Below are 22,607 nucleotides of genomic sequence, written 5' to 3'. Positions count from 1 at the left end.
CGTCGATGCTGCGGCTGTCGATCTTGAAGGCGAAGGTCGGCTTCGGCTGTCCGTCCTTGCCGAGCTGGTAGAAGTTGGTTCTGAGGATCGACTCGATGGCGTTCTGGAAGCGGCGCAGGATGCGGTCGTCGTCGAGGCTGGACACGTCTTCCAGATTTGCGGTGAGTTCGCCCTCCAGGCGTTCGGTGCCGAGGTTGCGGTCCTTTTCGGTCACGTTCGGGTTGAACCGCAGGTGGAACAGTTCAACCAGTTTGGCGGCGATCGCCGGATAATTGTTCAGCGTCGACCACATGTAGTCTTCGGAGAACCGGATGCCGGCCTGGCGCAGATATTTCGACAATGCCCGCACGACGGCAATGTCGCGCCAGGCAAGGTCGGCCGTCAGCACCAGACGGTTGTAGCCGTCGTCTTCCGCGCGGCCGGTCCACACGGCCATGAACATGCTCTCCAACCGGCTCTGGAGCTGTTCGGTAAAGTCGATGACCTCGCCACTGCGCGATTCCAGTGTCATCTCGTGGAGGTAGGACAGGGGCGCATCGGCCGGCGTGATCCGGTAGGTCCGCTCGTTGATGACCTTGAAGCCCATGTTTTCCAGAAGCGGCACGCGCGCGGACAGCGGAATGGGCGATCCCCGGTGGTAGACCTTCAGGGCCAGCCGGTTCTTCTCCGTGCCCGTGGGCCGGTGGAAAGTGATGGTTGTTTCCCTGGCGTCCGTCAGGGTTTCCAGCTGGACGATGTCGAAGAGCGCTGACTGCGCGTTGTAGACTTCCTTGTAGCCGCCGTGGAAGGACAGTGCATAACGGTCGGCCAGCGTGCGGGCCTGGGCGGGTGCGAATTCATGATTGAGCGCATCGCGGACGCTGTCGGACCAGGACCGCACCATGTCGGCCACGGCCGCTTCCAGTTCCTCCTGATCCGGTTTCGGCGTTTCGCCCTTGTCGCGGCCGATGATGTAGTGAACCCGTGCCAACGGGCCTTCCGGATAGGTCACGTACCAGGCGGACAGGCGGCCTTCGTATATGGAAGCCAGATAGGTGCCGACGTTGAGGCGCACTTCGGTGGAATAGCGGTCGCGCGGAACGAAGACGAGGATCGAGACGTATCGGTCGAACTTGTCCGGCCGGGCGAGCACGCGGATGCGCGGGCGTTCGTCGAGCTGGAGAATGGCGATGGAAAAGTCGAACAGCCTGCTCTTCTCGATCTGGAACAGCTCGTCGCGCGGGAAGGCTTCCAGAACATTGCGGAGCGCGCGGCCCGAGTGGCTCTCAGAGCCATAGCCCGCCCTCGCCAGGACGCTGGCGACCTTGCGGCGCAGGAACGGGATCGTGCTGGTGGGTTCGGTATAGGCGGTGGAGGCGAACAGGCCGACGATGCGCAACTCACCGATCATCTTGCCGTCGTCGTCATAGAGCTTGGCACCGACATAATCCATGTGGACCCTGCGGTGCACCGTGCTCTTCACGTTTGCCTTGGCGATGATGAGCGGTTCGGGTTTTTTCAGAAATTCGCGAATTTCCGGGGTGATCTGGACGAATTCGGATCCGCGCCGGAGCACACGCACGTCCGGGTCGGACAACAGGCCGAGGCCGGTGCCTTCGTGGGGGGACAGTTCGCCTTCCTCGACGCCGCCCTCGAAGGTGTATTCGCGCATGCCGAGGAAAATGAAGTTGTCGTTTTCCATCCATTCCAGAAAGTGGATGGCCTCCCAGAGTTCGTCACTGCTGCTGGGGATCTGCGTCGTCTTGTAGATGTCGATGGCTTCGGCGAGGCGTTCCTGCATCGGCTTGAAGTCGGCGACGACCGAGCGGACGTCCGACAGCACCTTGTCGAGCCGCTTCTTGAGCGCTTCGCGGGCTTCCTCGGAATCGATCCGCGTCACATGAATGTGGATCAGGCTTTCCTGACGGTCCTTGCGCTTTGCCGGCTTCCTGCGGGCGGCGGCGGAGGCAAGCTTGCCATCCTCCTCCCGTTCCACGATGAAGATCGGATGGAGGACCAGATGGACTTCCAGTTTGCTTTCCTGCAACTCGTCCATCACCGAATCGACCAGGAACGGCATGTTGTCATTGACGATTTCAATGACTGTCAGGCCCTTGACCTTCTTGCCCTTCGCCTTGAAGCAGGGATCGGCGATGCTGACCCTGTGGGTGCCGAGCGTGTGGTTCTGGAAATCCTGCCAGGCGTCCCGGGCAAAGGCGATGAGCTCGTCCGTCGAATAGGACACAAGATCTTCCGCCGCGCCGCGCTCGTAAAACGCGTGCGCGAACTCGGCGAGGCCGGGATCTTCTTTTTCCAGGTTTGCTTGGACCGCGTCGATGAGCTTCTGTTTCTCGACGTCGTGTTTGTCCGGCATTTTAATCCCCTTAGGCGATCTTAGGTTTGGCTCTGTCGCGTGGTAGTGTCGATTATTTCCGCAACATAAAAGGTTTCATGACGGGAGGAACAAATTGTCAAGCAAAGTCACAGCCTTGCAAATCGATTCAAATGAATCTTTGAGCGAAAAAACACAGGCTTATTTCGATTTGTGCGAAGAGAAGCTCGGTTTGGTACCCAATGTGCTCAAAGCCTATGCCTTTGACGATACGAAGCTGCGTGCCTTCACCGATATGTATAACGACCTCATGCTGGCGGATTGCGGGCTTTCGAAGCTGGAACGTGAGATGATTGCCGTAGCGGTATCCTCCGTCAATCATTGTTTCTATTGCCTCACTGCACATGGGGCGGCGGTTCGTGAACTTTCAAGGGATCCGGTGCTCGGTGAAATGATTGTGATGAACTACCGCGTCGCGGACTTGAGCAATCGTCAACGGGCCATGCTCGAGTTCGCCGTCAAGCTGACCGAAAAGCCCGCCGAAATCGTCGAGAGCGACCGGCAGGGCCTGCGCGATGCCGGCTTCAGCGACCGCGACATCTGGGATATCGCCTCGGTGGCGGCCTTCTTCAACATGACCAACCGGGTGGCGGCGGCAACCGACATGCGTCCGAATGATGAGTATCACTCAAGGGCGCGTTGAGCTCTTGCCACGCTCGGTGGCGGTGACAAGCTCCGGAATTGGGTGTAAGACGTTCGCGAATTTCGAGAAGGAGAGGAGCGGGCCATGGTCGCGCGCGTGTTCATCGATGGCGAAGCCGGTACGACGGGTCTGCAGATCCGCGAGCGCCTTGCCATGCGCCGCGATCTTGAGCTGATCTCCATTCCCGAAGAAAGCCGGAAGGAGCTTTCCGCCCGCGCCGACTGCCTCAACAAGGCCGACATCGCCATCCTGTGCCTGCCGGATGCGGCGGCAAAGGAAAGCGTCGCATTGATCGAGAACGACACCACGCGGGTGATCGATGCCTCCAGCGCCCATCGGGTGGCGGACGGCTGGGCCTACGGTTTTGCGGAAATGGATCTGGATCAGGGCGACGTCATTGCCGCTGCCATGCGGGTCACCAATCCGGGCTGCTGGCCGCAGGGCCTGATCGCCGCCGTGCGTCCGCTCGTTGCCGCCGGTCTGCTGCCGGCGGACTTCAATCTCACCTATCACGGGATTTCCGGCTACTCCGGCGGCGGCAAGGGCATGATCGCCGATTACGATGCACTTGGCGCTTCCGCCAATGTGTTCGCGCCTTATGCGCTGGGCTTCAACCACAAGCATCTGCCGGAAATGACCGAATACGGACTGCTGGACGGCGCCCCGCTGTTCACGCCGTCCGTCGGCAACTACTACAAGGGCATGCTGACGGTGGTGCCGCTCAATCTGGCGGGCCTCGCCAGGGTGCCGACCGGTGCGGAAATTCATGCTGCGCTTGCCGATCACTTCACGGCGACGGGCGGTTTCGTCGAGGTGGCGCCGCTGGAAGCGCTGGAGCGGTCCGATTCTCTCGACCCGCAGGCGCTCAACGATACCAACAGCCTGCGCCTTCAGGTCTTTGCCAATGACGCGCGCGCGCAGGCCGCGATCGTTGCGGTTTACGATAATCTCGGCAAGGGCGCGTCCGGCGCGGCCGTGCAGAACCTCAATCTGATGCTCGGTGTCGATCAGACCACAAGCCTGGCAGCTTGAGGTGACCGGCTTCGGCTGACCTTTCAGGAGACAAAAATGGAAAAATTCGAAACCCTGACCGGTGTTGCGGCACCCCTGCCGATCGTCAACATCGACACGGACATGATCATTCCGAAGCAGTTTCTGAAGACGATCAAGCGCACCGGGCTCGGCGCTGCGCTGTTTCACGAAATGCGCACCAATGACGACGGTTCCGAAAATTCCGATTTCGTTCTGAACAAGCCGGCCTACCGCAACGCCAAGATCTTGATCGCAGGCGACAATTTCGGCTGCGGCTCGTCCCGGGAGCATGCTCCCTGGGCCCTGCTCGATTTCGGCATCCGCTGCGTGATCTCGACGAGCTTTGCCGACATCTTCTACAACAACTGCTTCAAGAACGGCATTCTGCCGATCCAGGTCTCCGAAGACGAACTGGACACTCTGATGCATGCCTCCGAGCGCGGTGCCAACTTCACCCTGACGATCGATCTGGAGACCCAGGAGATCAAGGGCCTGGAAAGCGGCGACATCGCCTTCAAGATCGACCATTTCCGCAAGCACTGCCTGATGAACGGCCTCGACGACATCGGCCTGACGATGGCCAAGTCGGAAGAGATCGACACCTTCGAAGGCAAGATGGGCGAAGCCCGCCCCTGGGTCTGAGCCCTTCACGCCAAAGCGAACAGAAAGCCGGGTCATCTGATCCGGCTTTTCTTTTGTCTGGCAAGGTTCAATTTTTTGAGCGCCGTCCCGGCCAAGCGGAGCGCGAGCCGGGACCTGCAGATTGCAGGACTTGTCGGTTTCTCGTTTTTCTTCGGTTTCCAGATGAAAGATCCTGGATCTTCGCTACGCTTCGTCCGGGAAGGCAATTGCGGAAAGGCCTGACCATATGTCAGGGGCTTGTACCCGGTCCGGCCGAGGTGTTCTTCTCCCCTCAACCTCACACAGGCTTGAAGAACCGTGCAGTGATTCCCGAAAATTTGTGCATTAACTGGAAGGCATGACGCTGTCGACTTATGCAAAACATGCGCCCTGGACTGACCGCCGGGGAAACGTGTCCGGGTTACGGCTCGGCGTGTTTCTTCTCCTGCTGCTGCCCGCCGCACGGATCTTTTACGATCTCCTCTTTGGGCCGGTCTTTCCCGAACCGTACGAACAGGCGCTACATCAAAGCGGCGACTGGGCCGTGCGGTTTCTGCTGCTGACTCTGGCGGTCACGCCGCTGCGGCGGATCTTTTGCTGGAACCGGATTGCCGGTGTCCGGCGCATGATCGGCGTTTCCGTGCTTTTCTACGCGCTGCTGCACCTGAGCCTTTATGCCGCCTCGGAACACTGGAATCTGGTCAAGGTCGCTTCCGAGATCGTGCTTCGCTTCTATCTCACCATCGGTTTCGTGGCGCTTGCCGCGCTGGCTGTCCTGGGGTCGACCTCCTTCGACAGCATGATCCGGCGCCTTGGCAGAAACTGGCAGAAGCTGCATTCCCTGGTCTATCCGATCACGGCGCTGGGCCTGTTTCATTTTTTCCTGCAGTCGAAGTCCGATGTCACCCAGGCAACGCTGATGGCCGGGCTTTTCGTTCTGCTGATGATCTACCGCCTGGCGGTGAAGGCCGGATTCAATCTCGCCAATCCCCTTGTCCTGGCAGCCTGCGCAGGGCTCGGAGTCGCAGGTGCGGCCGGCATCGAATATGCCTGGTACGCGCTTGCCACCGGTATCCCGGCAGACCGGGTGTTTCAGGCGAATTTCGACATTGCCACCGTCATCCGTCCCGCGGTCTGGGTCGGTATCACCGGGCTCGGAGTTTCGGCGGCAGCGCTTCTTCAGAGCCTTACAGGGTCCGTGAGCATGAAGCTGGGTTTGAGGCGGGTGTGATTTGACCCCGACGAGAGTCACCCCGAGCGCGCACGGAGAGACCCGGGGCCTGCTGGTTTCCAGAGCTGTAACAATTCTGATGAACCAGCTGGATCACTCTGCAAATGCTTCATCAAGACGGAAACGCGAGTGGGCCCCGGATCAGCGCTACGCTTGTCCGGGGTGACATTTTCTGGAAGCTCCGTCCAGCTTGCATCTTTGAAATGACAGGAGAGAAATCGGATCCGGGATCTCACTCCCGCGACTGTTTCTCGTCGTCGCGGAGCCGGCGTTCCGCGTTGAGCTGTTCGAGTTCGCTCATCTTCTCGCCGATCGGGCGAAGTCTGGCGACCGTCTGCTGGAAGCGGCCGGCCTGCTGGTCGAAAAGGCGCAGGGCAAGTTCGGGATATTCCTGGATCATGCGCTTGAACAGCGCCCGCCGGATGCGGATGATGCGCACATCATCGACCGCCTCGGCGCGGCAGGGGCGCTTGTTTTCCGCCAGGAGCGCAGTTTCGCCGAGCAAGGTTCCCTCGCCGACCCTGTCGACCTCGGCAAAGCCGTCGTTGTTTTTTGTCTGAAGGCTGACGGTGCCGCTTGTGATCACGAGACCGCCGTCGGCGCGCTCGCCCTGATCGAACAGGCGCTGGCCGCTTCGGTAATCCATGCTTTCGGCGCTGAAGGCGAGCAGGCGGAGCTGGTCGTCCTGAAAGTCCGAAAGCATCGGGATTTGTTTGAGAATCGCAATGTCTTGGGCAAGGCTCATGCCCAAGATTTACGCCGATTAGCGGTTACGGCACAAGCTTATATCCACCGGCTTCTGTGACAAGAAGCTCGGCATTGGACGGATCGCGCTCGATTTTCTGGCGCAGGCGGTAGATGTGGGTCTCGAGCGTGTGGGTTGTCACACCGGAATTATAGCCCCAGACCTCATGCAGCAGCACGTCCCGGGTGACCGGTTTTTCGCCCGCGCGGTAGAGGAACTTGAGGATCGAGGTTTCCTTCTCCGTCAGGCGCACCTTGGAGCCGGCATCGTCCTGCATCACCTTGGCGGCGGGGCGGAAGGAATAGCGGCCGATGGCGAAAGTAGCGTCCTCGCTCTGCTCGTGCTGGCGCAGGTGGGCGCGGATACGCGCCAGGAGAACGGCGAATTTGAAAGGCTTGGTGACATAGTCGTTGGCGCCAGCCTCCAGCCCGAGGATGGTGTCGCTGTCACCGTCGTGTCCCGTCAGCATGATGATCGGTGCCTTGAAGCCGTTCTTGCGCAGAAGCTTGACCGCCTCGCGGCCGTCGATATCCGGCAGGCCGACGTCCATCAGCAACAGGTCGATATGGTCTTGCTTGGCAATGGCGATGCCGGAGGTCGCCGAGTCCGCCTGAATGGTTTCGAACTCATCGTAAAGCGAAAGCTGTTCGACCAGCGCTTCGCGGAGTTCCGTATCGTCGTCGATTATCAAAATCGTGCGGGCGGTCATATTGCTGTCCTCGCCAAAAGCTTCAAACCTGTTCACGCCAACTTGTGCAAATGACACAAGCGTGTTCCTGACTTATGTGCGTGGGAAATTGTCGTCACACAAGGCGTGGTTCGTCAATTCTTCTTCACGCGGGGTTTAGGGCCGGTTTATCAAGACGTTCGACCGTGCAGCGGTTGCAGATGACAGGGAGCGGAAGGATGCAGCGAAAAACGGCGGATTACCTAGAAGTCCGGGCCCGTCCGAGCGACCGAACCAAGGGAATCCTGCGTCTTGGAGAGATCACGGTTCCGTGTGCGCTTGGCCGGTCCGGCATCCTGACCCGCAAGCGCGAAGGCGACGGCGGTACGCCCGTGGGCCGGTTTGGGCTGCTGCAGGTCTATTACCGCCCGGACAAGGGCCTGCCGCCTGCCACGGGACTGCCGGTCGAACCGCTTGAACCCTGCTCGGGCTGGTGCGACGACCCTGGACATGCCCGCTACAACCGGCCGGTACGCCTTCCCTTCGCCGCGAGCCACGAGAAGATGTGGCGCAACGACAGGCTCTACGACATCGTGGTCGTGCTTGATTGCAACATGTATCCGGCGGTGAAGGGAAAGGGCAGCGCGATCTTCTTTCACATCGCCCGGGAAGACTACCGGCCGACAGAGGGGTGTGTCGCCGTATCGCCGCAGCACATGCGGCTCCTCCTGTCGAAGGTTGAACCGGGCGCGGAGATGGTCATCCGCGCCTGATCAAGTCCTTTCGCTCACCGGAAAACGCAGTCTGCACGGCATCAGGGAGTGGCAGCGACCTGCGGGCGATAAATGATGAAACTGCCGCTGACCGTGACGGTGGTCTTCACGCCGTTCGCATCGGTGCCCTGGGTCGTTCTGACACGGAAACTGTTGCGCTGCACGTTGCGCGAGCCGCCGATATTGCTTTCCAGAAACGTGGCATTGCCTTCGGCATCGACGCTCTCCAGAATGGCAGTGTGTCTCGGAGCTCCACGGGTTTGCGTGCTCTCCGACCAGCTTCCATCCGGATTTTCAATGCGCTCGGTCACCTCGAAATGGGAAAACTGGAAGACGTCTCCCGGTTGGGCCTGCGAGAGCTGGTTCACCACCCGGCCCCAGACATAGGTCGAGGCAGGCTTGACGAAACTGACGCTCTGAAAGCCGTTGTTGACCAGAGTCCAGCACTCGCCGTTTCCTTCCACCTGACCCAGTCTCTGGGTCGCGAAGGCTATCAAGCGCTGAGCCTGTTGTGCGGTGACGTCGGGCATATGCAGTTTCCTTCCTTGCTGCCCCAATTCCACGCTAGCCTATACGGGCGCGAATGCAACCGCTGTAACCAGCATCACATTTCCGGGACCTTTGCGTGTTGCGCAAGGACGGCGGTTCCGGTGCCCGGCAGGCGTTTCGAGCGTGGCATTTTGCTTAGCTGTTGATCGTTCCCTCTGCTAACTAGAGGGGAAATACAACCACAGGGGACTGGAACGTCATGCGCTGGAAAGGCCGACGCGGCAGCCGGAACATCGAGGACAGGCGCAGCATGGGCCAGGGACCGCGCGTGCGGATGCCTGCCGGGCGCCGGGTGCGCAGAAGCGGCGGACTCGGTCTCACAGGCATCCTCATCGTTGTTGCCATCGCCTGGCTGAGCGGCATCAACCCGCTGACGCTGCTCGGACAGCTGGAAGGCGGTGGCAGGTTCGAGGCGCAGACGCCAAAGGGGCCGGCACAGCCGAGCGACGAAACCGCGCAATTCGTCTCCGTCATCCTGGCCGACACGGAAAACACCTGGAGCCGGATCCTGGCCGAACACGGCGCCGACTATCCGGAGCCAAAACTGGTGCTGTTTTCCGGCTCCGTGCCGTCAGCCTGTGGTTATGCCAGCGCGGCGACCGGTCCTTTCTACTGCGGCGCCGACAGCAAGCTCTACATAGACCTGTCTTTCTATCGGCAGCTGGCAACGCAACTGAACGCTCCGGGCGACTTTGCCCAGGCCTATGTGCTCGCCCATGAGGTCGGTCACCACCTCCAGAACGTGCTCGGCATCCTGCCGGAGTTTCACAAGGCCCGGCGCACAATGAGCAAGGCGGAGGGCAATGCGCTGTCCGTTCGTGTCGAACTGCAGGCCGATTGCTTCGCCGGTATCTGGGCGCATTATGCCGCCCGCCAACAGGGTTTTGTCGAAGCCGGCGATATCGATGAAGCCCTGAACGCGGCAAGCCGCATCGGCGACGACACGCTGCAGCGGCAGTCGCAGGGCTATGTCGTGCCGGAAAGTTTCAACCACGGCACCTCGGCGCAGCGGGCCAGATGGTTCCGGAAAGGCTTCCAGGCCGGTTTGATCGAGGCTTGCGATACGTTCAACGCGGCGAGCCTTTGAAAGCAGATGGTATGTCAACGATATTGTGCTGTGTTTGTCGTCCCGGTTTGACGCGCAAGCGGCAAGGCGGAGAACCGGTATCCCCGAAGCTACCTACCGGAAACACAAGTTGTTTTGGAGACTGCGGGATTCCTGCCGTCCGCCTTGCAGCAGCCGGGAGGACAATTGCAGGTGACAGGGTCATATGGTCCGCATGCGCATATCAGCCTTGACAAGTTGTCCTACTGGTAATTTCAGGCGTTTTCAGCCATATAGGAGCAAATGACCGCAGGAATGCGGGCCCAATTCCACCAACCTCAAAGATGAAGTGCACCCGGTATGGCGTCTGAAACCAGACCCTTTTTGAAGATGAACGGCCTTGGCAATGATTTCGTGGTCTGGGACGCGCGCGAAAAGCCGCTGCGCCTGTCTCCGGATGTCATCGCCAAATTGGGTGACCGGGAGAGCGGTATCGGCTTTGACCAGATGATCACGGTCGAACGCTCGAGCCTGGGTGTCGACGCCTTCATGCGCATACACAATCGCGACGGCGGCGAGGTTTCGGCCTGCGGCAATGCCACCCGCTGCATTGGCCGGCTGCTGCTGGAGGAATCCGGCAAGGATTTCGTGTCCATCGAGACGAACGCCGGACTTCTGCACGCTACCGATGCTCCAGGTCCGCGCAGCATCACCGTCGACATGGGCGTGCCGCGACTGCAATGGGACGAGATTCCGCTGGCGGAGGAATTCGCCGATACGCGCGCCATCGAATTGCAGATCGGTCCGATCGACGAACCGATCCTGCACACGCCGGCCGCCGTCAACATGGGCAATCCGCACGCCATCTTCTGGGTCGACGATGTCGAAGGGTACGACTTGGAACGGGTCGGGCCGCTGCTGGAGCATCACCCGGTCTTTCCGGAAGGCGCCAATATCTCGCTGGCGCATGTGTTCGGTGAAAACGAAATCCGCGTGAAGGTCTGGGAACGTGGCGTCGGCCTGACACGTGCCTGCGGCACGGCGGCCTGCGCCGTCGGCGTTGCCGCTGCGCGCGACGGCAAGTCCGGCCGCAAGTCGACAGTGCATCTGCCCGGCGGGCCGCTCGGCATCGAATGGCGTGAAAGCGATGGCCACGTGCTGATGACCGGCTTGACCGAAGTGGAATTCGAGGGCGAGGTCGACCTCGATACGCTCGCCTGGCGCAGGACCGCCGAGGGCGATGCGCCGCTGGAGGCGGGTGCGGCATCATGAGCATCGAAGTCGTAACTTTCGGTTGCCGTCTCAATTCCTACGAGTCGGAGGTGATGAAGCGCGAGGCCGAGGAAGCCGGCCTCTCGAACGCAATTCTCATCAACACTTGTGCCGTGACCAACGAGGCCGTGCGGCAGGCCCGGCAGGCGATCCGCAAGGCCCGGCGCGACAACCCGGAAGCCCGCGTCATCGTGACCGGCTGCGCCGCCCAGACGGAAACCGACAGCTTTTCTTCCATGGACGAAGTCGATCTCGTGCTCGGCAACACCGAAAAGCTGCAACGCAAGTCCTATGCCGATGTTGCCAATTTCGGGGTGCCCGAAACCGAGAAGGTGCGCGTCAACGACATCATGAGCGTCCAGGAAACGGCAGGCCATCTGATCGACGGCCTAACGGGACGGGCACGTGCCTTCGTGCAGGTGCAGAACGGCTGCGACCATCGCTGCACCTTCTGCATCATTCCCTACGGCCGCGGCAATTCCCGCTCGGTGCCGATGGGTGTGGTGATCGACCAGATCAGGCGCCTCGTTGACAACGGCTACAACGAAATCGTCCTGACCGGTGTCGATATCACCTCCTATGGGGCCGATCTGCCGGGCACGCCGAAGCTCGGCACGCTGACGGCGAAGATCCTGAAAATGGTTCCGGAGCTGAAACGGCTGCGGCTCTCCTCCATCGATTCCATCGAGGCCGACGACGACCTGATGCGGGTGATCGCCGAGGACGAGCGCCTGATGCCGCATTTCCATCTCTCGCTGCAGGCCGGCGACGACCTGATCCTGAAGCGGATGAAGCGGCGGCACCTCAGAGCCGATACGATCCGTTTCTGCGAGGATGTGCGCCGCATGCGTCCGGACGTGGTCTTCGGCGCCGACATCATCGCCGGCTTTCCGACGGAAACCGAGGAGATGTTCGCCAACTCCCTTAAGATCGTCGACGAATGCGGGCTGACCCATCTGCATGTGTTCCCCTTCTCACCCCGCCCGGGCACGCCGGCCGCGCGCATGCCGCAGCTGCCGCGCAATCTGGTCAAGGAGCGCGGTGCCAGGCTGCGGGCCAAGGGCGAGGAAGTTCTCGTCCGGCACCTGCAGGGTGAAGTCGGCAAGGTCCGTCCGGTGCTCATCGAAAAGGAAGGCCTTGGCCGCACGGAGCAGTTCACGCAGGTTGAACTGGAAGGCGGTGGGGCCGGTGAGATTGTCGAAACAAGAATTATCGGCCATACCGGGCGCCATCTTCTGGGCGAAGCCCTGTCACGGGCCGCCTGAGCGGTTGTTTATTCCACGGTCTCTCGAAGGTTGTTTTTCAGATGCGCCAGACTGGACTGAGATCAAATGCACTGCCTCGTCCTGAGGAGCCGCGTAAGTGGGGTATCGAAGGATGGGCGGCATATTCAAGAGCAAGCGGCCCATCCTTCGAGACAGCGCTGCGCGCTTCCTCAGGATGAGGAAGCGTATTGGGTCTCACCGGTTCTGGCGGTTCGAAAAAGCGATGCCAGACAGAATTTCTAAGGCAGTTTCATGAGCGAGAAAAAACGCGGATTTCTTGGACGGCTCTTCGGCGGCAAGGACAAGGCCGGGGATCAGGTCGAGACCGCTGCCGAAACGGTTGCCGATGAGGCTGCTCCGCAAGGTGCTGTGAGTGCAGATACTGCGGCCGCCAAACCGGAGGAAGACCCGTCGCTCCACGTTGAAATGGACGTCCGGCCGGTTGCCGCGCTCAACGAACCGTTCCAACCTCAGAAAATCGAGGTGGTGCCGGAAGCGATTGCCGACATCGAGCCTGCGCGTTCGCAGTTGCCGCCGGAAGAGCCCATTCCGACCGATGTCGCTCCGGAACCGGAGGCGGAAGAGCCGACGGAAACCTTAGCCGAACCCGAATCCGAAGCCGCCGCTGAACCGGAGCCCGAGATAACTCCCGTTCCGGATGTCGCTCCCGAGCCCGAAGCCCAGCCGGAAGAACCGAAACTCTCCTGGTTCCAGCGCCTGAAAAAGGGACTTTCCCGTTCGTCCTCGTCGCTGACGGAGGGCATCAGTTCCATCTTCACCAAGCGCAAGCTCGACGCCTCCATGCTGGAGGAGCTGGAAGACATCCTGATTCAGGCCGATCTCGGCGTGGATACGGCCATGGCCATCACCGACCGCCTGTCGGACGGGCGCTACGACAAGGAGATCTCGCCGGAGGAAGTCCGGGCGATCCTGTCGGAGGAAGTCGAAAAAGTGCTGGATCCGGTCGCCAAACCGCTTGATCTCGATACCGGCAAGAAACCGCATGTGGTGCTGATGGTCGGTGTCAACGGCACCGGCAAGACCACCACCATCGGCAAGCTCTCCCAGAAACTGCGTTCTGAGGGCAAGAAAGTGATGCTGGCTGCTGGTGATACTTTTCGCGCCGCCGCCGTCGAACAGCTCAAGATCTGGGGCGATCGCACCGGCGCCGAGGTCATTGCCCGCGACACCGGCGCGGACGCGGCCGGTCTTGCTTTCGACGCCATGAAGGAGGCGAAGGAAAAGCAAGTCGACGTTCTCCTGATCGACACGGCCGGACGCCTGCAGAACCGGGCCGAGCTGATGGACGAACTGGAAAAGGTCATCCGCGTCATCAAGAAGCACGACCCGGAGGCCCCGCACACGGTCATCCTGACGCTGGACGCCACCACCGGCCAGAACGCGCTCAACCAGGTCGAGATCTTCGGCAAGGTAGCTGGTGTCACCGGTCTCGTCATGACCAAGCTTGACGGCACCGCCCGTGGCGGCATCCTGGTCGCGATCGCCGCCAAACACGGCCTGCCGGTTCACTTCATCGGCGTCGGCGAAGGCGTCGCGGATCTGGAACCGTTCTCGGCAAAAGACTTCGCCAGCGCGATTGCGGGACTGGCGTAAGGCCTAGGTGCGATCTCTGCCTCGGACGCGGCTAACTGGAGTGCCGGGAGGTGAAAGTCTTCCGGTGTTTTACTAAATCGCGTCGCTGTCCGTTTGGCCCCTGCTCCCCGGCTCCCATCCCTCCGGCGCCATCACAAATCCTTCGAACTGAAATCCCGGCGCCACCGTGCAGCCCACTAGGGTCCAGGCGCCAAGTGAGCGGGCCTGTTGCCAGCCGTCGCGGGGCACGATGCCTTGCGGGCGTTCGCCGGCCAGAAGATCGTTGCCAAGGGTGAGGACGTGCTTTTCGCGACCGTCCGAACTGACGGAGAGCTCCAGCGGGCTGCCTGCGTACCAGTGCCAGGTTTCGACCGCATCGACCCTGTGCCAGCGGGACAGGATGCCTTCGGGTAGCAGGAAATAGATGAGGGTCGAGGCGGCCCGGCCGCTTGCGTCGGTTACTTCGTCCCGGAACGTTTCGGCATAATAGCCGCCTTCGGGATGCGGCTGCATGTTGAGGAGGGCAACGACCTCATCGGCGGTCATCTCGGGGGAAACAGGCATCCGGGCTCCACTGGTTTCAGGTTGCTGTCAGCAGAAACCCGGATATCGGCCTGTTCAGGACGTTTTGATGTCCGTGCAGAAGGCGAGATCGTCGATGGTTTCGCGCAAGGCCGCGACAACTTCCTCGTAAAGAACCTGCATGTCCAGCCGGTGGCCGCCGCCCTGGGTGACCGGGATGGATTCGGCCTGGCTGACAATTCGGTTGACGACATCTTTTGCCCGCTGTTCGGCAGACCGCGCAAGAGGGTCTTCAGCGCTCGCTGGTGTCATGGTGTTTGCCCCTTCATGATCACAACAGGTTGCATATGGGGGCAATCACCAGTCTTTTAAGTCTCCTGCACAAGAAAAGCGCTTTCCTTGCCGCTGCTCCGAACGATTGGCAAAAGAAGTGGCTTATGCGTTGTCCTTGCGTGTGCGGATCTCGGTGAAGATTTCGGCGGCGGACTTGCCTTCCATGCCAAGAGCCTTGGCCACAGAGGCCTCCCCGGCCCGCAGGAACGGGTTGGTCTTCTTTTCCTGGCCCATGGTGGTCGGCAAGGTCGATTTGCCCTGTGACCGCAAGTCCGCGACCTCACTTGCACGCGCCTGCAGGTCGGCATTTTCCGGCTCGATGGTCAGCGAAAATCGGGCGTTGGCCTCGGTGTACTCATGGCCGCAATAGATGGCGGTGTCGTCGGGCAACTGGCGGATCAGCTTGGCGAGGGACGACCACATCATTTCCTTGTCTCCCTCGAACACCCGGCCGCAGCCGAGCGAAAACAGTGTGTCGCCGGTATGGGCCATCTTGATGGACGGAATGAACCAGGAGATCTGGTCGAGCGTGTGTCCGGGCGTCGCGATCGCCTTGACCTCATAAGGTCCGCACAGGACATCGTCACCGTCCTCGACGGTCCGGTCGAGCTCGGAGATCTTCTGGCGGGAGCGTTCCGGCCCGATCACGGTTGCACCGGTCTTCTGCTTGAGCTCGCCAAGGCCCTGGACATGGTCCCAGTGGTGGTGGGTGATGAGAATGTGGCTGAGGGTCCAGCCGGTTTCTTCAAGAACCGCCTCATAGGCCCCGGCATGGGGCACGTCGAAGGCGATGGTCGTGCCGCTCGCCGTGTCATGGACCAGCACGCCGAAATTATCGTCGAGACAGGCGAACTGACGGATCTGGGTGGTTTCGCTCAAGGCCATGAGACGGCTCCCTGCAATGGTGGCTTGGTTGAAACGCACAGTGGCAAAGTCGGGGAAAGAGAGCAAGACGAGACCCTTGCTCTTTAAGCCGGTTCCCTGTTCAATCCCAGCCGACACCACCGCGAACCGTGAGCCTTGATGTATCTCGACGTCGTCCATTTGCGCGCCTTTTACGATCTTCCGCTCGGGCGGTTGCTGCGGAGCCTGATCGGGGCTCCGATCCGGAAAATGTGGCCGGACCTGAAAGGCCAGAGCCTGCTCGGGATCGGATATGCCGGACCGTTCATGCGGCCCTATCTTGGCAAGGTGGACCGGGCGATCGCCGCCATGCCCGCCCCGCAAGGGGCGGTTCACTGGCCAAGGGAACGCGAGGCCAGCGCCTGTACGCTTGTGGACGACGCGGATCTGCCTTTCCCCGATCTCAGCTTCGACAGGGTCATGCTGGTGCATGCGCTCGATCATTGCTCCGACCCGGAAGCGGTCCTGCGAGAAGCCTGGCGCGTGCTGGCCCCGGGCGGGCGTCTGATTGCCGTCGTGCCGAACCGGAGCGGCCTGTGGGCGCAGTCGGAGCTGTCTCCCTTCGGCTATGGCCGTCCCTATTCCGGCCGCCAGTTGAAGGAACTGATGAAGACCTGCCAGTTCAACGTTCTGGACGACAAGGTAGCCCTTTTCATGCCGCCCTCCAGGGCGCGCTTCATCCTGCGCGGGGCCCGGACCTGGGAAGGGATCGGAAGCCGGCTGTTTCCGGCCTTCGGCGGGGTTCTGATCATGGAAGCGGAGAAGGTGGTTTTCCAGAGCCTGCCGGCCAACGGCAAGAAGAGCCGGTTCCGGATCCTGCGCCCGGTCTTCATTCCAGAAGGCGTCGCCACGGGGCTGAAGCCGGTCCGTGCAGTCCGCGACGGGCGGAAAGCACCGCTGTTTTAGGTCACAAGCAAATGCGCCGGCTTTTGGACTGGTGCGTTGGCCAGGTAATGATTTCGGACCTGTCATCCCGGCTCGCGCTTCGCGGCGTCCGGAACGGCTGCGGATTGGAATAACCATTGCAAAAAAGAAGCGCCGGTGTTCCCGGCGCTTCTCTCGTCTGAAACTATCAGTAGTGGTCAGCCGACCTGGCGGACGTTTTCCAGGAAGCCTTCGACTTCCTGCTTCAGCCGGTTTGCTTCCGTTTGCAGAACGTTGGCCGAGGCGCTGACCTGGCGGGCGGCGTTGCCGGTGTCGTCCGCGGAAGCCGCCACCTTGACGATGTTCTGCGCAACTTCCTGGGTGCCGTTGGAGGCCTCCTGGATGTTGCGGGCGATCTCGTCCGTGGCAAGGCCCTGCTGTTCGACGGAGGCCTGGATGCTGGAAGAGATCTCGTTCATCCTCTCGATGGTCTCGGAGATACCCTTGATGGCTTCCACCGATCCGGCTGTCTCGGTCTGCACCGACTGGATCTGCAGCGAGATTTCCTCTGTTGCCTTGGCGGTCTGGTTGGCGAGTTCCTTCACCTCCGCGGCGACGACCGCGAAGCCCTTGCCCGCTTCCCCGGCGCGCGCCGCCTCGATGGTCGCGTTCAGGGCCAGCAGGTTGGTCTGCTCGGCAATGTCGGTGATCAGCTTGACCACTTCGCTGATCCGGTTGGCGGCTTCCGCCAGACCCTCGATCTTGCTGTTGGTGGACTGCGCCTGATCGACCGCGTGGGCGGCGATTTCCGTCGACTGGGTCATCTGGCGGGAAATCTCGTTCACGGAAGCCATCAATTCTTCCGCGGCAGAGGCGACGGTTTCAACGTTGGAGGAGGCTTCTTCGGAAGCGGCCGCCACCGCGGTGCTCTTCTCGCTGGTGTCGTCGGCACCCGCGGTCAGCGTGCCGGAGGCCGCGTTCAGGTCCTGCACCTGAAGCATGACGGTCTGGGTCAGCTCGGAAATCTGGCGGTCGAAGCTCTGGGAGAGATCGCTGATACGCTCGGCCCGGGCAAGCTGCTGCCGCTGGATGTCTTCCTGTTCGGCGGCAAGCGCCTCGGCCTGCCGCGCCTTGTCGCGGAAGACTTCCAGCGCCTGGCTGATCTGGCCGATTTCGTCCTCGCGGTCCGTATCCATGATCGGTTCGTCGTAACGCTGGTCGATCAGGGCCTGGATGCTGCCGACCGCGCGTTCAAGCGGACGGCGGACGATGCTGTTGCCGACAAGATAGATCGAGAGCGCCACAACAACGAGCAGACCGACGCCCACGCCTATGATCATCCTTGTGATCTGCGCGGAAGCGGCATTGAGGGTTGCCATCGGAACATTCACGACCACCGCGAATTTCGCGTCGGTGGTCCCGACGGTCACCGGCATGACGATGCGGTAGACATCGGTGCCGAGTGAATTCGAATAACCCTGGTAGGAGAAGGTTTCGCCCTTCCTGACCGCGTTCAGCAAGTCGGTTTCAACGACCAGATCGGCCTCCGAACGGCCTTCCGACCAGTTCTTGCCAAGGACTGCGGGATCCGGATGGGCGATCCACATGCCGTTCTGGGACAGAAGGTGCACGGATCCGGCCTCAAGCGGGCTCTGCTTGCCGAGTTCTTCGGAGAGAGGTGTCAGGAGAATGTCGCCGCCGGCAACGCCGATAACCTTGCTGCCGTCGCGAACCGGAATGGAGAAGGACACGCCGGTTACGGTCTTGCCGTCGGCTTCCCAGCTATAGGGTTCGGTCACATAGTCCTTGCCGCTGACATAAGCGCCGTTGAACCACAGTTCGTCGGTCTGGCTCATGTCGCCAACGGCGATTTTCTCGATCGGCCGGTAGGCGAGCGTGCCGTCGGCCTTGCGGAAGAAGTAAGGCTGCCAGGTGCCGCCTTCGGCCCACTTCTCGTTGCCTGCGAAGTCCGCGTCCTTGCCGTCAAGCTGGTTGTCGACGACCACGCCCCAGGCACCGGAGAGGTCCTTGTTGGTCAGGGCCAGGTTTTCGACAACGGCGTTCCAGGCATCGCGGTCGACGGAGCCGGCTTTTTTCAGGCCGCTGAGCGTGCTGGCGAGCGCCTGGGCGGACTTCAATCCGTTTTCAAGGCCCCGCTGAACGAATTGGGCCTGCTCGCGGGCCACGGTTTCGGCTTGCGTCATGGCCTGATGGCCGGTTGCACGTGATGCTTGCCAGCCGATGGCACTGATCCCGAGCGCGAGAGCGACCGTCATGGTCGCGGCGCTCGCAGCAATCAGTTTGGTTGTAATCTTCGCTTTCTTAAACACCGGGCAGTCTCCGCGAATCGCAAGAAACGGCAGATGATCTATCTGCCGCTACTTGCAACACCTTATTCGCGAGACCATTAACAAGGTCTTCAGAAGGTAAATCTTTACTGAAGAACTCTTGTCATATTTTACAGTATCTTGCCGGAATTCCGCTGATCAATGACGGAAATGCCGCATGCCGGTCAGCACCATGGCAAGGCCTGCTTCGTCGGCAGCCGCAATAACCTCGTCGTCCCGCATGGAACCGCCTGGCTGAATGACCGCGGTCGCACCTGCCTCGGCGGCGGACAGAAGTCCGTCGGCGAAGGGGAAGAAAGCATCCGACGCCACGACGCAGCCCCTGGTCAGCGGCTCGCTCAGGCCCGCTGTCTCGGTCGCATCCAGCGCCTTGCGCGCGGCGATCCGGGCCGAATCCACCCGGCTCATCTGACCGGCGCCGACACCGACCGTCGCTCCGTCCTTCGCGTAGACGATGGCGTTGGACTTGACGTGCTTGGCAACGCGGAAGGCGAATTTCAGATCCGCCAGTTCCTGTTCGCTCGGCGCACGCTTTGTCACCACCTTCAGGTCGAGGTCGTCGACGACACCGTTGTCGCGCGACTGCACCAGCAGGCCGCCGGCGACGGACTTCACGAACAGGCCCTCTGCCCGGGCATCGGCGAGGCCGCCGGTGACGAGCAGGCGCAGGTTCTTCTTCGCCGCGATGATTTCGCGGGCAGCTTCGTCGGCATCCGGCGCAATGATGACTTCGGTGAAGATCTTGACAATTTCTTCCGCGGCCGCCGCGTCAAGGGTCTTGTTCAGTGCAACGATGCCGCCGAATGCGGAAACCGGATCGCAGCGCAGCGCATTCTCGTAGGCTTCTTTCAGGCTGGCGCCTTCAGCCACGCCGCAAGGATTGGCGTGCTTGATGATCGCGACGGCGCTGGTGCGCGCCGGGTCGAATTCGCTGACCAGCTCGAAAGCCGCATCCGTGTCGTTGATGTTGTTGTAGGACAGCGTCTTGCCCTGAAGCTGTTTGGCGGTTGCCACGCCCGGACGGTTTTCGCCGGTCTTGTAGAAGCCGGCGGTCTGGTGCGGGTTTTCGCCGTAGCGCATGACTTCGGCCAGTTCGCCGCCGACGGCTCGGTGAGCCGGGGTCGCTTCGCCGAGCTGCGCCGCCATCCAGTTGGAGACGGCCGCGTCATAGGCAGCGGTGCGGGCAAAGGCCTTGAGCGCGAGCTTCTTTCTGAGGGCAAGCGGCGACTGGCCGCCATTGGAGTCAAGCTGTGCAATTACGTCATCATAGTCCGCCGGGTCGGTGACCACGGTGACATAGGCGTGGTTCTTGGCGGCTGCCCGCGTCATGGCCGGACCGCCGATGTCGATGTTCTCGATGCCGGTGGCATAGTCGGCGCCGGAAGCGACAACCTGCTCGAACGGATAGAGATTGCCGCAGAAGAGATCGATGCCGGTGATGCCGTGCTCGCTCATCGCCGCCTTGTGGTCGGCGTCGTCACGGATGGCGAGGAGACCGCCGTGGACCATGGGATGCAGCGTCTTGACGCGCCCGTCCATGATTTCGGGAAACTTCGTGACCTCGGAAATGTCGAGAACGTTCAGTCCCGCGTCCTTCAATGCCTTGTAGGAGCCGCCGGTGGAGACCAGCTCCACGCCGCGCTCGGACAGGGCCTTGGCGAAGTCGACAAGACCTGTCTTGTCGAAGACAGAAAGAAGCGCGCGCTTGACGGGGACGAGTTCGGGAACAGGAACGGCTTTGGACACGATGGCCATCGAATTTCCTCGCTTATCGGAGAGGTTCGGGAGGGTGATACCAAGGGCCGTAAATAAAGACCCGCCTGAAAGGCCCGCCAATGGCTGATTTTCCAAGCTTCCGGACCACGTCCGGCTTCTTGAAGGATGCCTCGCATCGCCCCGCGAAGCCGTCCTAACCGGACGAGCGGATTAACCAGTCAGATGGGTTTTTATTTATGACCCTTGGTATGAGCGTCGCCCTATCACGTCTTCGGACAAATCGGAAGACTGAAGGCGGTTCCCAAACGTCACAGCGTGCCGTTTTGTGCCGTTTTGTCGGGGGGGCGGACCCTAATCTTCGAGCGGGAGTTCGCCCAGATCGTCAAAATCGCTTGTTCCGCGCCGGCTCAGTCTGGCCGTTGCCGTCTTGCGGAACTGCCAGCCGGCGGAGGGTGCTTCGAGCAGCGCTCCGGTGAGAACGATCTGCTCGCTCTTGCGGTGGCCATAGACATCGGACAGGTAAATGCTCTCCTCCAGTGACAGATCGCTGCCCGGCGCCTCGAATTCCCAGGCCTCGCCATCGCGGCAGACGAGCAGGACCGCCGATCCGCCCCGGATGAGCGAGCTACGCAGTGCGGGGTGGAGATGAAAGCGGATCGCATAGCGGCACTCCGGGTCGACGGAGGTTACCGCGTTGAACGTGTCGATACCGTCCAGGACGGTGCCGTCGCCGGACAAGCGCATGTCCCTTTCGTGAATGACGCCGAATTCCGAGAGATAGCCGTCATGGGAGGCGGTGATCCGGCTACCGGCCAGATCGTCCTCGCGTTCCACCGGCACATTCACCGGGCCCGACAGGATCGGCGCGCCGAGAAGCTGGCCGAAGGGCCTGTCGGAAAGGAAGCGGCAGGAAGAGGTGTCTTCGATCGTCGCCGTGGAATGGGCCGCGGTCGAGCGGCTGACCTTGCGCCAGAGCGGGTTCGATCTGGGCGAAACGCCGCAATTGACCACCATCCGGTGGTGGCCGGAGGAAAACTCGAAGGAGAGGCAACCGGCGTGGGCATCGCCGGACACGCTGAGCGCGGGTGCCGGGCCCGTATCGATCAGGACGACGGAAGAGCCTCCGCTCAGGCGCTGGTAGCCGGTATGGGGGGCGTTGACCGGTGGCGCGCCTCTGGCGTCATCATAGGCCAGGATCGTGGCCACAAGGTCCCCGGGGGTGGATCCCATGCCGTTGAAATGGGCCAAAGCGCCGTCGCCGTGACGGAAGAACCGCAGCAGCGGCATGATCCGGTCCACCGATTGCAGCATGGCCGGGGGCATTTCCAGGCCCTGGGTCACGAAGGCCTGCCGGATCGGCAAGAGATCGGCAAGGATATCGATCAGAGCGCGCGGATTGCGGGAGATGTGCCCGCCGTCCGGCAGGATTTGCCGGTTGAGTTCATGTTCCAGGCGGCGGATGCTCTGACGCGCGAACCGGCCTTGCCCGGCCATCGACAGGCAGGCCGCGGCAATGGCGAGAGCTGCTTGCAAGCGCTCCACCCCATCCTCGGTTTCGTTGATTGTCTGCCGCAGATAACGGACCTGCCGGGCCAGCGACTTGACGAAACTACGGTAGAAATCGTGATCGCCGTCCTGGAGAATGAAGGGCGAATGGGCGAGCCAGGAAAGAATGCGCCGTGTGACGACCGCGGCTTCCCAGCCGATCTCGTGCCAGCGGCCGCTGTATCTGATCCAGTCTTCCACCAGCGCCCGGGCATTCTGACGTGCGATCTGGCTTTCCGAGGCCCTGAGGTCCCGGAGCCAGCCGAAACTGTGCAACTCGCGCTGCCAGTCCTCGTGCACCGCTTTCAGTTCGAACGGCGAGCGGCCCTGCGTCTCGACAAGGTGACCGGAAAAGAGAAACCGTCCGCCGTAGATGTCGGCCGCATTGGTCGCGTCGGCGGTCCGAAGGTCCTGCGGTGCGAGCAGCAGGCGCGCGGGCACAGCCGAAAACGGCTGCATGCGGAAGATGGGTCCGCCATGCATCCATTTCAGGGATCTTTGCCAAACATGCAGGACCACAAGACGCCACACACGGCTTCTTTCACTGAGACTTGCAATATTCACCAAAC

The 22,607-nt window shown here is 61.4% G+C and carries 20 protein-coding genes; 10 read left to right on the top strand and 10 right to left on the bottom strand.

The features are described 5' to 3' along the window. A partial coding sequence (locus ACQY7U_RS03355) for an NAD-glutamate dehydrogenase domain-containing protein (protein ID WP_428641951.1) occupies window positions 1–2,353 on the bottom strand: 2,353 nt, incomplete at its 3' end. Between the two features lie 94 nt (window positions 2,354–2,447). Here ACQY7U_RS03355 and ACQY7U_RS03350 point away from each other — a divergent pair. From ACQY7U_RS03350 to ACQY7U_RS03335, 4 genes are all read left to right on the top strand, one after another. Beyond that, window positions 2,448–3,014, top strand: a complete 567-nt coding sequence (locus ACQY7U_RS03350) for a peroxidase-related enzyme (protein ID WP_428641949.1) — start codon at window positions 2,448–2,450, stop codon at window positions 3,012–3,014. An 84-nt stretch (window positions 3,015–3,098) separates the two neighbouring features. Continuing rightward, the gene (gene argC, locus ACQY7U_RS03345) at window positions 3,099–4,046 is read left to right on the top strand and encodes an N-acetyl-gamma-glutamyl-phosphate reductase (RefSeq protein ID WP_428641947.1); all 948 of its coding nucleotides are present in this window, start codon (window positions 3,099–3,101) and stop codon (window positions 4,044–4,046) included. Between the two features lie 36 nt (window positions 4,047–4,082). Then, window positions 4,083–4,688, top strand: a complete 606-nt coding sequence (leuD, locus tag ACQY7U_RS03340; RefSeq protein WP_428641944.1) for a 3-isopropylmalate dehydratase small subunit — start codon at window positions 4,083–4,085, stop codon at window positions 4,686–4,688. A 337-nt stretch (window positions 4,689–5,025) separates the two neighbouring features. Continuing rightward, the gene (locus ACQY7U_RS03335; protein WP_428641941.1) at window positions 5,026–5,898 is read left to right on the top strand and encodes a sulfite oxidase heme-binding subunit YedZ; all 873 of its coding nucleotides are present in this window, start codon (window positions 5,026–5,028) and stop codon (window positions 5,896–5,898) included. Between the two features lie 232 nt (window positions 5,899–6,130). On the opposite strand, the gene ACQY7U_RS03330 is transcribed toward ACQY7U_RS03335, so the two are convergent. Next, window positions 6,131–6,643: a Crp/Fnr family transcriptional regulator gene (locus ACQY7U_RS03330; RefSeq protein ID WP_428641939.1), complete on the bottom strand. Its 513-nt coding sequence runs from the start codon at window positions 6,641–6,643 to the stop codon at window positions 6,131–6,133. Window positions 6,644–6,668: 25 nt separating this feature from the next. After that, window positions 6,669–7,352, bottom strand: coding sequence for a response regulator transcription factor (locus ACQY7U_RS03325; RefSeq protein ID WP_428641936.1), 684 nt, complete (start codon window positions 7,350–7,352; stop codon window positions 6,669–6,671). Between the two features lie 197 nt (window positions 7,353–7,549). On the opposite strand from ACQY7U_RS03325, the gene ACQY7U_RS03320 reads away from it, so the two are divergent. Beyond that, window positions 7,550–8,083: a L,D-transpeptidase family protein gene (locus ACQY7U_RS03320; RefSeq protein WP_428641934.1), complete on the top strand. Its 534-nt coding sequence runs from the start codon at window positions 7,550–7,552 to the stop codon at window positions 8,081–8,083. Window positions 8,084–8,124: 41 nt separating this feature from the next. On the opposite strand, the gene ACQY7U_RS03315 is transcribed toward ACQY7U_RS03320, so the two are convergent. Then, a complete protein-coding gene (locus ACQY7U_RS03315; protein WP_428641932.1) occupies window positions 8,125–8,613 on the bottom strand; it encodes a hypothetical protein in 489 nt (162 codons plus the stop codon). A gap of 218 nt (window positions 8,614–8,831) precedes the next feature. On the opposite strand from ACQY7U_RS03315, the gene ypfJ reads away from it, so the two are divergent. The 4 genes from ypfJ to ftsY all read left to right on the top strand — a co-directional run bounded on the left by ypfJ (window position 8,832) and on the right by ftsY (window position 13,828). Further along, entirely contained in the window at window positions 8,832–9,719 is an 888-nt protein-coding gene (gene ypfJ, locus ACQY7U_RS03310) for a KPN_02809 family neutral zinc metallopeptidase (protein WP_428641930.1), read from the top strand. Between the two features lie 318 nt (window positions 9,720–10,037). After that, entirely contained in the window at window positions 10,038–10,949 is a 912-nt protein-coding gene (gene dapF, locus ACQY7U_RS03305; RefSeq protein WP_428641928.1) for a diaminopimelate epimerase, read from the top strand. Continuing rightward, the gene (mtaB, locus tag ACQY7U_RS03300; protein WP_428641926.1) at window positions 10,946–12,214 is read left to right on the top strand and encodes a tRNA (N(6)-L-threonylcarbamoyladenosine(37)-C(2))-methylthiotransferase MtaB; all 1,269 of its coding nucleotides are present in this window, start codon (window positions 10,946–10,948) and stop codon (window positions 12,212–12,214) included. Before dapF ends, mtaB begins: the two co-directional genes overlap by 4 nt. Window positions 12,215–12,466: 252 nt before the next feature. Next, window positions 12,467–13,828, top strand: coding sequence for a signal recognition particle-docking protein FtsY (gene ftsY / locus ACQY7U_RS03295; RefSeq protein WP_428641923.1), 1,362 nt, complete (start codon window positions 12,467–12,469; stop codon window positions 13,826–13,828). 72 nt (window positions 13,829–13,900) lie between these two features. Here the strand turns inward: ftsY and ACQY7U_RS03290 are convergent, their stop codons facing one another. The 3 genes from ACQY7U_RS03290 to gloB form a co-directional block, all read right to left on the bottom strand. Further along, window positions 13,901–14,371 carry a cupin domain-containing protein gene (locus ACQY7U_RS03290; protein WP_428641921.1) on the bottom strand — a complete coding sequence of 157 codons (471 nt, stop codon included), beginning with the start codon at window positions 14,369–14,371 and terminating at the stop codon, window positions 13,901–13,903. A gap of 54 nt (window positions 14,372–14,425) precedes the next feature. Next, window positions 14,426–14,641, bottom strand: coding sequence for a hypothetical protein (locus tag ACQY7U_RS03285; protein ID WP_428641920.1), 216 nt, complete (start codon window positions 14,639–14,641; stop codon window positions 14,426–14,428). A gap of 123 nt (window positions 14,642–14,764) precedes the next feature. Continuing rightward, a complete protein-coding gene (gene gloB / locus ACQY7U_RS03280; RefSeq protein WP_428641918.1) occupies window positions 14,765–15,547 on the bottom strand; it encodes a hydroxyacylglutathione hydrolase in 783 nt (260 codons plus the stop codon). Between the two features lie 138 nt (window positions 15,548–15,685). Here gloB and ACQY7U_RS03275 point away from each other — a divergent pair, with 138 nt between their 5' ends. After that, a complete protein-coding gene (locus tag ACQY7U_RS03275; protein WP_428641916.1) occupies window positions 15,686–16,471 on the top strand; it encodes a class I SAM-dependent methyltransferase in 786 nt (261 codons plus the stop codon). A gap of 176 nt (window positions 16,472–16,647) precedes the next feature. On the opposite strand, the gene ACQY7U_RS03270 is transcribed toward ACQY7U_RS03275, so the two are convergent. From ACQY7U_RS03270 to ACQY7U_RS03260, 3 genes are all read right to left on the bottom strand, one after another. Further along, a complete protein-coding gene (locus ACQY7U_RS03270) occupies window positions 16,648–18,759 on the bottom strand; it encodes a methyl-accepting chemotaxis protein (RefSeq protein WP_428641914.1) in 2,112 nt (703 codons plus the stop codon). Between the two features lie 156 nt (window positions 18,760–18,915). After that, a complete protein-coding gene (gene purH, locus ACQY7U_RS03265; protein WP_428641912.1) occupies window positions 18,916–20,532 on the bottom strand; it encodes a bifunctional phosphoribosylaminoimidazolecarboxamide formyltransferase/IMP cyclohydrolase in 1,617 nt (538 codons plus the stop codon). Window positions 20,533–20,844: 312 nt separating this feature from the next. Next, window positions 20,845–22,602: a heparinase II/III family protein gene (locus ACQY7U_RS03260; RefSeq protein ID WP_428641910.1), complete on the bottom strand. Its 1,758-nt coding sequence runs from the start codon at window positions 22,600–22,602 to the stop codon at window positions 20,845–20,847. Window positions 22,603–22,607 lie beyond the last annotated feature (5 nt).

Source organism: Roseibium sp., from assembly GCF_050301095.1.
Lineage (GTDB): Bacteria > Pseudomonadota > Alphaproteobacteria > Rhizobiales > Stappiaceae > Roseibium.
This window is presented reverse-complemented; position numbering and strand designations above follow the sequence as displayed.